At 57.0% G+C, this 8,139-nt stretch carries 7 protein-coding genes; 6 read left to right on the top strand and 1 reads right to left on the bottom strand.

Annotated elements, in window-relative coordinates:
- Nucleotides 1-68 precede the first annotated feature (68 nt).
- The 6 genes from NDJ10_RS06840 to pbpG all read left to right on the top strand — a co-directional run bounded on the left by NDJ10_RS06840 (nt 69) and on the right by pbpG (nt 7,329).
- A complete protein-coding gene (locus tag NDJ10_RS06840; RefSeq protein WP_296160467.1) occupies nt 69-1,880 on the top strand; it encodes an acetolactate synthase 3 catalytic subunit in 1,812 nt (603 codons plus the stop codon).
- Nucleotides 1,881-1,882: 2 nt separating this feature from the next.
- A complete protein-coding gene (gene ilvN / locus NDJ10_RS06835; RefSeq protein ID WP_296160466.1) occupies nt 1,883-2,374 on the top strand; it encodes an acetolactate synthase small subunit in 492 nt (163 codons plus the stop codon).
- Between the two features lie 150 nt (nt 2,375-2,524).
- On the top strand, nt 2,525-3,541 hold the full coding sequence (gene ilvC, locus NDJ10_RS06830; protein ID WP_296160465.1) for a ketol-acid reductoisomerase: 1,017 nt from the start codon (nt 2,525-2,527) through the stop codon (nt 3,539-3,541).
- Between the two features lie 72 nt (nt 3,542-3,613).
- Nucleotides 3,614-4,429: a CDP-diacylglycerol--serine O-phosphatidyltransferase gene (pssA, locus tag NDJ10_RS06825; protein ID WP_296160464.1), complete on the top strand. Its 816-nt coding sequence runs from the start codon at nt 3,614-3,616 to the stop codon at nt 4,427-4,429.
- A 180-nt stretch (nt 4,430-4,609) separates the two neighbouring features.
- Nucleotides 4,610-6,148, top strand: a complete 1,539-nt coding sequence (locus NDJ10_RS06820) for a 2-isopropylmalate synthase (protein WP_296160463.1) — start codon at nt 4,610-4,612, stop codon at nt 6,146-6,148.
- Nucleotides 6,149-6,249: 101 nt separating this feature from the next.
- A complete protein-coding gene (gene pbpG, locus NDJ10_RS06815; protein WP_296160462.1) occupies nt 6,250-7,329 on the top strand; it encodes a D-alanyl-D-alanine endopeptidase in 1,080 nt (359 codons plus the stop codon).
- Here the strand turns inward: pbpG and NDJ10_RS06810 are convergent, their stop codons facing one another.
- Nucleotides 7,330-8,118, bottom strand: a complete 789-nt coding sequence (locus NDJ10_RS06810; RefSeq protein WP_296160460.1) for an IclR family transcriptional regulator — start codon at nt 8,116-8,118, stop codon at nt 7,330-7,332.
- Nucleotides 8,119-8,139: the final 21 nt, after the last annotated feature.

Here is an 8,139-nt window from a genome sequence, read left to right as displayed (position 1 = left end):
GCAACACCACAAGTGTTTGCAAAGAAGCACCCAAGGTATTTCGTTAGAGAAATTCACAAAGGTTCATCATGGAAATCGCAAAAGCCGAAATTGCTTCGGCATCAAACTCTTCAAATCCGCATCCTTCTGTCAAGACCAAGTCTGCAGCTGCAGGCGCTGAGCAGGAAATCAGAGGTGCAGAAGTCCTCATCAAAGCCTTGCAAGCCGAAGGCGTCAAGTACGTCTGGGGTTACCCCGGTGGTGCTGTGTTGCACATTTACGACGCATTGTTCAAGCAGGACACCATTCAGCATGTGCTGGTGCGCCACGAGCAGGCGGCTGTTCATGCGGCTGACGGTTATGCCCGTGCCACCGGCGATGTCGGCGTGGCGCTGGTCACTTCCGGCCCGGGTGTCACCAACGCCGTCACCGGCATTGCCACTGCTTTCATGGACAGTATTCCCATGGTCATCGTGTGTGGTCAGGTGCCGACCCACGCCATCGGCATGGATGCCTTCCAAGAATGCGACACTGTGGGCATTACCCGCCCCGTCGTCAAGCACAACTTTCTGGTCAAGGATGCGCGCGACCTCGCCGAGACCATGAAAAAGGCTTTCCACATTGCCCGCAGCGGCCGTCCCGGCCCGGTGGTGGTGGACATCCCGAAAGACGTGTCGTTCAAGAAGGTGCCCTACCACGGCTACCAGCAGACGGTTGAAATGCGCTCCTACAACCCGGTGCGCAAAGGCCACGGCGGCCAGATCCGCAAGGCTTTGCAACTGTTGCTGGCCGCCAAACGACCCTATATTTACACCGGTGGCGGCGTGCTGCTGAGCAACGCTTCCAACGAGTTGCGCCAGCTGGTCGACATGCTGGGCTACCCCTGCACCAACACCTTGATGGGCCTGGGTGCCTACCCCGCCAGCGACCGCAAGTTTCTGGGCATGCTGGGCATGCACGGCACCGTGGAAGCCAATAACGCGATGCAAAACTGCGACGTGCTGCTGGCAGTGGGGGCCCGCTTCGATGACCGGGTCATTGGCAACCCCAAGCATTTTGCCCAGAACGAGCGCAAGATCATCCATATCGACATTGACCCGTCGAGCATTTCCAAGCGGGTCAAGGTTGACATCCCGATCGTGGGCGACGTCAAGGACGTGCTGACCGAGATGATCGCCATGATCAAGGAAGGCGCAGCCAGGCCCGACGCCAATGCGCTGGGTGCCTGGTGGGAAACCATCGATGGCTGGCGCAAGCGCGACTGCCTCAAGTATGACCGGGGTCAAAACGACATCATCAAGCCGCAGTACGTGGTGGAAACACTCTGGAACATGACCAAGGACGCTGACACCTACATCACCTCCGATGTGGGGCAGCACCAGATGTGGGCCGCTCAGTACTACCGTTTTGACCAGCCCCGGCGCTGGATCAACTCCGGTGGCCTGGGCACCATGGGCGTGGGCATTCCCTATGCCATGGGTATCAAGCTGGCCAAGCCCGACAGCGAGGTTTATTGCGTGACCGGTGAGGGCTCGGTGCAGATGTGCATTCAGGAGCTCTCAACCTGCCTGCAGTACAACACGCCGATCAAAATCGTGGCGCTCAATAACCGCTATCTGGGCATGGTACGGCAGTGGCAAGAGGTGGAATACGAAGGCCGTTACAGCCACAGCTACATGGACGCCCTGCCCAACTTCGTCAAGTTGGCCGAGGCCTATGGCCACGTCGGCATGTTGATTGAGCGGGCGTCCGATGTGGAGCCGGCGCTGCGAGAGGCGCGCAAACTGAAAGATCGCACGGTGTTCATGGATTTCCGCACCGACCCCACTGAAAACGTGTTCCCGATGGTGCAGGCCGGCAAGGGCATCACTGAAATGCTGCTGAGCGCGGAGGACCTCTGATCATGAAACACATCATTGCTGTTTTGCTGGAAAACGAAGCCGGCGCCTTGTCGCGTGTGGTGGGTTTGTTCTCTGCCCGTGGCTACAACATCGAATCGCTCACAGTGGCGCCCACCGAAGACCCCAGCCTGTCGCGCATGACGATCCAGACAGCCGGTTCTGACGAGGTCATCGAACAGATCACCAAGCACCTGAACCGGCTGATCGAAGTGGTCAAGGTGGTGGACCTCACCGAAGGTGCTTATACCGAGCGGGAGCTCATGATGGTCAAGGTGCGTGCGGTGGGCAAGGAGCGCGAGGAAATGAAGCGCATGGCAGACATTTTCAGAGGCCGCATCATCGATGTGACCGAGAAAAGCTACACCATTGAGTTGACGGGTGACCAGACCAAGAATGATGCGTTCCTGGATGCGATTGAACGCGGCGCCATTCTGGAAACGGTGCGTACCGGCTCCAGCGGCATTGGTCGCGGCGAACGGATTTTGCGCGTCTAGTCAGTTGGGGACAGAGCCGAAGATCTGTCCCGCAAGGTTTAGTCAGTTGAGGACAGGGCTAAAGATCTGTCCCTCAAAGTTTTAGTCAGTTGGGGACAGAGCTAAAGATCTGTCCCGCAAGGTTATTGGTTTTTTACAACGGAGCGAGCGATGAAAGTTTTTTACGACAAGGATTGTGATTTGAGCCTGATCAAGGGCAAGACGGTAGCCATCATTGGTTACGGCAGCCAGGGTCATGCCCACGCGCAAAACCTGAACGACAGCGGTGTCAAGGTGGTGGTGGGTCTGCGCAAGGGTGGCGCATCGTGGGACAAGGTCGGCAAGGCCGGTCTCAACGTGATGGAAGTCAATGACGCCGTCAAGATCGCTGACGTGGTCATGATCCTGTTGCCCGACGAGCAAATCGCCGAGGTCTACAGCAACAACGTGGCCCCCAACATCAAGCAGGGTGCCTCGCTGGTCTTTGCCCACGGTTTTAATGTGCACTACAACCAGGTTGTGCCACGCGCTGACCTGGACGTCTGGATGGTGGCGCCCAAGGCCCCCGGTCATACCGTGCGCAACACCTACACCCAGGGTGGCGGCGTGCCGCATCTGGTGGCCGTGCATCAGGACAAGAGCGGCAAGGCGCGCGATCTGGCGCTGTCCTATGCCATGGCCAATGGTGGCGGCAAGGCCGGCATCATCGAGACCAACTTCAAGGAAGAAACCGAGACCGATCTGTTTGGCGAGCAGGCTGTGTTGTGCGGTGGTGCCGTCGAGTTGATCAAGATGGGCTACGAGACCCTGGTCGAAGCCGGTTACGCCCCCGAGATGGCTTATTTCGAGTGCCTGCACGAACTCAAGCTGATCGTCGACCTGATCTATGAAGGCGGTATCGCCAACATGAACTACTCGATTTCCAACAACGCCGAATACGGCGAGTACGTGACGGGTCCGGAAGTCATCAACGCCCAGAGCCGTGAAGCCATGCGCAACGCCCTGAAGCGCATCCAGAACGGTGATTACGCCAAGATGTTCATTCTGGAAGGCCGCACCAACTACCCGAGCATGACGGCCCGCCGTCGCAACACCGCCGATCACAGCATCGAGGTGGTGGGTGCGCAATTGCGCGCCATGATGCCCTGGATTGCCAAAAACAAACTGGTGGACCAGACGCGCAACTGATTGCCGCGTTTGCCAAAACAAAGGCCACTTCGGTGGCCTTTGTTATTATGGCGTCAACCTGAGACGAAACGAATGGAAGATGTGAATACACAGAACACGGAGCACGCTGGTGGTGTGATGCTGAAAAAGCGTCGCAAGGGCATTTACATCCTGCCCAATCTGTTTACGCTGGCAGCACTTTTCGGCGGTTTTTACGCCATTGTGATGGCGATCAATGGCCGTTTTGATCTGGCTGCAGTCGGCGTTTTTTGCGCCATGGTGCTCGACAGTCTGGACGGTCGCGTGGCGCGCATGACCAACACCCAGAGCGCCTTTGGCGAGCAAATGGACTCGCTCTCCGACATGGTGTCGTTTGGTGCTGCCCCGGCCCTGATTGCCTATGTGTGGGCGCTCAAGGGCCTGGGCCGCTGGGGCTGGATCGCGGCTTTTGTCTATTGCGCCTGCGCGGCCTTGCGGCTGGCCCGCTTCAACGTCAACACTGGGGTGGTCGACAAGCGCTATTTCCAGGGCCTGCCGTCGCCTGCGGCCGCGGCTCTGGTGGCCGGGTTTATCTGGGTCATGACCGACTTGGGCAGTGCCGGTCCGCAATGGGCCTGGCCGATGTTTGCGGTGTGCCTGTTTGCCGGGTTGACCATGGTGACCAATGTGCCGTTTTACAGCTTCAAGGATGTCCAGATGAAGCGCAGTGTGCCTTTTGTGGTGATTGTGCTGATTGCCATCGCTATTGCCATCATCAACATTGACCCGCCGATCGTGATGTTTTGTTTGTTTGTGCTGTACGGTCTGAGTGGCTACGTGATCTATTTCTGGCGCAAAACCAAGGGGATTCCCACCAGCGTCATCAGCACGTCGACCGATGAGCCCGATGAACGCGGCCTGCACAAATGATGTTGGCTGTGTTATATTGAAGCCATGCATCAAATTTCACTACTGCTAAACCTGACGTCCTGCGGGCGGAGTGGTTAGCGCGTGATTGCATCAACCCCAAAAGCCCGTCAGCACCCGCGACGGGCTTTTTTGTTGCCCAGACCCTCTCAATCGCCTTTGTAAATATCCAGGAGAAATGACATGTCAGAGAAATTGGTAATTTTTGACACCACCTTGCGTGACGGCGAGCAGTCGCCTGGTGCTTCCATGACCCGTGATGAAAAATTGCGCATTGCGCGGCAGCTGGAGCGTCTGAAAGTCGATGTCATCGAAGCCGGTTTTGCGGCCAGTTCCAACGGTGATTTTGAGGCTATCAAGGCCATTGCCCATGCCATCAAGGACTCCACGGTGTGTTCCTTGTCGCGTGCCAATGACCGTGACATCACGCTGGCAGCAGATGCGGTACAAGGCGCCAACCGGCCGCGCATCCACACCTTCATTGCCACATCGCCGGTGCACATGGAGAAAAAACTCCGGATGACGCCCGAGCAGGTGCTGGAGCAGGCCAAACAGGCGGTGCGCTTTGCCCGCAACCGGGTGACCGACATTGAATTCAGTGCCGAAGACGCCTACCGCAGCGAGGAAGATTTTCTGTGCCGGGTGATTGAGGCGGTGATCAAGGAGGGCGCCACCACCATCAATGTGCCCGATACCGTGGGGTATGCCATTCCCGAGCTGTATGGCAACTTCATCAAGCGTCTGCGTGAACGTGTGCCCAATGCTGACAAGGCCATCTGGTCGGTGCATTGCCACAACGACCTCGGCATGGCGGTGGCCAATTCGCTGGCCGGCGTCATGATCGGTGGCGCACGCCAGATCGAATGCACCATCAACGGTCTTGGTGAGCGTGCCGGCAACTGCAGTCTGGAAGAGGTGGTGATGGCCGTGCGCACCCGGCGTGACTATTTTGATCTCGATGTCGGTGTCGACACCACCCAGATTCTGGCGGCCAGCCGCATGGTGAGCCAGACCACGGGTTTTGTGGTGCAGCCCAATAAGGCCATCGTCGGCGCCAATGCCTTTGCCCACGCTTCGGGTATCCATCAGGATGGCATGATGAAAGCGCGCGATACCTACGAAATCATGCGGGCTGAAGATGTGGGCTGGACCGCCAACAAGATCGTGCTCGGCAAATTGAGCGGGCGCAATGCCTTCAAACAGCGCTTGCAGGAACTGGGCGTACAAATGGAAAGCGAAGCCGATGTGAATCTGGCCTTTGCCAAATTCAAAGAGCTCGCCGACCGCAAGAGCGAGATTTTTGACGAAGACATCCTGGCTTTGGTGAGCGAAGAAAATGTGGCCCAAAGTCATGAGCAGTTCAGTTTTGTTTCTTTGTCCCAGCACAGTGAAACTGGCGAAATTCCGCAGGCCACAGTGGTCATGACCATTGGCGGCAAGGAAGTGTCCAGCACGGCCAATGGCAACGGGCCGGTGGATGCTTCGCTCAAAGCCATTGAAGCCAACGTCAACAGTGGTGCCGAGATGGTGCTTTATTCGGTCAACGCCATCAGCGGCTCCACCGAAAGCCAGGGTGAGGTGACCGTGCGCCTGCAAAGTAATGGCCGCATCGTCAATGGTGTGGGTGCCGACCCCGACATTGTGGTGGCCTCGGCCAAAGCCTACCTGAGTGCCTTGAATAAACTCCAGAGCCAGGCCGAACGGGTATCGGCCCAGGTCTGATGAACGCAAACTGGTTTAACAAAGTTTTGTAAGTACTTGCTACAGCTGAATTTTTGTGTTTAAACTTAGTCACTGCTAATTGGCCTTAAGGAGACAAGTTCATGACCACCGACCTAAACCGTTTTTTCGGGAAAAAAGTACGTGGTTTGATTTGTTTTTTGAGCCTGATGAGTTGGTTTGCCTGGGCACCCGTTGTCCAGGCAGCACCCGCCAAAACGCAGAAAACTCAAAAAGTCCATAAAACGCAGGTTGGCAAGCAGAAAAAAACGGCAACGGTTGCCAAACGCCGCGTTAGCAAAACACTGGTCTCTGGCAAGCGAAAAGCCGCCTCTGTCAGCGTGGCTCGTACCCCGCCAAAACCATCATTTGGCCAAATGGCCGGCTTGCATCAGGCTGCTGACGACCTCAATCTCAAATCAAGTGTTGCGTTTGTCATCGATCAGGACACCCAGGAAGTGCTGATCAGCAAAAACGACCAGGCCGTGTTGCCGATTGCTTCACTGACCAAATTGATGACGGGTTTGATCGTCACTGAAGCCAACTTGCCGATGGATGAAAACATCACCATCACGCAGCAGGATGTCGATACCGAAAAAGGCAGCAGCTCCCGTTTGCGAGTGGGCACAGAACTGAGCCGGGGTGAGTTGCTGCACCTTGCGCTGATGTCCAGCGAAAACCGCGCGGCCCATGCGCTGGGGCGTACCTATCCGGGTGGACTGGCTGTTTTTACCAAACTGATGAACAACAAGGCGCAATTGTTGGGCATGAAAGACACCCGCTACGTCGAGCCCACGGGTTTGTCCAGCAGCAACATGTCCAGCGCGCGTGACCTCGCCAAGCTGGTAGACGTCGCGCACCAGAATCCCTTGCTTCGGGAATTGACCACGTCAACGGGGCATCAGGTCGCGGTGGGCAATCGGACGCTGCAATTCAACAACACCAACAGACTGGTCAAGAATCCGTCCTGGGACATTGGCCTGCAAAAAACCGGTTACATCTCCGAGGCCGGGCGATGCCTGGTCATGCAGACCAAGGTGGCTGGCCGGCAATTGATCATGATTTTCCTGGACTCGGCGGGTAAACTGAGCCGTCTGGGAGATGCCGAGCGCGTGCGTCACTGGGTCGAATCCGCTGCCAATGCGGCTGTTATCAAGGCAGACACCAAAGTGTCTGGCGGCTGATCATTCAACGTGGCTCACCCGGGCTCCCAGGTTGGCTGAAATCTCCTGGGCCGTGGCTTTGAGTTTGGGCAACCATGACTCGTCCAGCCGGCCGGTTGGCGCTGAAATCGACAATCCCGCAACCAATTTCCCCTGATCATCCCGGATGCCTGCCGCCATGCAGCGCACCCCAAGCTCCAACTCTTCGTTGTCAGTGGAGAAACCATCACGGCGCACTTTGGTGAGTTCGCGTTCAAGTGTCGGCAGTTGGGTCAGGCTGTTGCGCGTGTGGCCACTGAGGCCGGTGCGCAGCGCATAAGACCGTACTTTCTGGGCGTCATCTGCCGCCAGAAATAATTTTCCTACCGACGTCAGGTGCAAGGGCGCACGGCCGCCAATGGCCCGGATCACCTGCATGCCCGAGCGTTCGCTGTAGGCTCTTTCGATATAAATGATTTCATCGCCCTGGCGGATGCTCAGGTTGACCGCTTGTTGCGTCAGGCGGTGCAACTCACGCATCGGTTCCAGCGCGGCGTCGCGCACATTCAACCGGTTCTTGACCAGATTGCCCAGCTCCAGCAGGCGCATGCCCAGACGGTAACTGCCGGCCTGGGGATGGTCGACAAAGCGGCCCATCACCAGGTCGTTCAAAATGCGATGCGCGGTGGAAGGATGGAGCCCTGTTTTGGCGCTGATTTCCTTGAGTGAAATGGCCTCTTCCTGGGAGGCCAGCACATCCATCAGGGTCATCATGCGTTCAATGACCTGGATGGTTGGCGTGGATGTAAGGGAAGAATCAATTTTTCGCATGCAACATCCTGAAGTGGTGTT

It is taken from the genome of Rhodoferax sp., from assembly GCF_023700745.1.
GTDB lineage: Bacteria > Pseudomonadota > Gammaproteobacteria > Burkholderiales > Burkholderiaceae_C > Rhodoferax.
The sequence above is the reverse complement of the archived record's forward strand: the minus strand, read 5'-3'. Positions and strand labels throughout refer to the sequence as shown.

Bases quoted from the DNA above. Each gene is read 5' to 3' on its own strand.
- NDJ10_RS06840 (WP_296160467.1), top strand. From the start codon at position 69: ATGGAAATCGCAAAAGCCGAAATTGCTTCGGCATCAAACTCTTCAAAT.
- ilvN (WP_296160466.1), top strand. From the start codon at position 1,883: ATGAAACACATCATTGCTGTTTTGCTGGAAAACGAAGCCGGCGCCTTG.
- ilvC (WP_296160465.1), top strand. From the start codon at position 2,525: ATGAAAGTTTTTTACGACAAGGATTGTGATTTGAGCCTGATCAAGGGC.
- pssA (WP_296160464.1), top strand. From the start codon at position 3,614: ATGGAAGATGTGAATACACAGAACACGGAGCACGCTGGTGGTGTGATG.
- NDJ10_RS06820 (WP_296160463.1), top strand. From the start codon at position 4,610: ATGTCAGAGAAATTGGTAATTTTTGACACCACCTTGCGTGACGGCGAG.
- pbpG (WP_296160462.1), top strand. From the start codon at position 6,250: ATGACCACCGACCTAAACCGTTTTTTCGGGAAAAAAGTACGTGGTTTG.
- NDJ10_RS06810 (WP_296160460.1), bottom strand. From the start codon at position 8,118: ATGCGAAAAATTGATTCTTCCCTTACATCCACGCCAACCATCCAGGTC.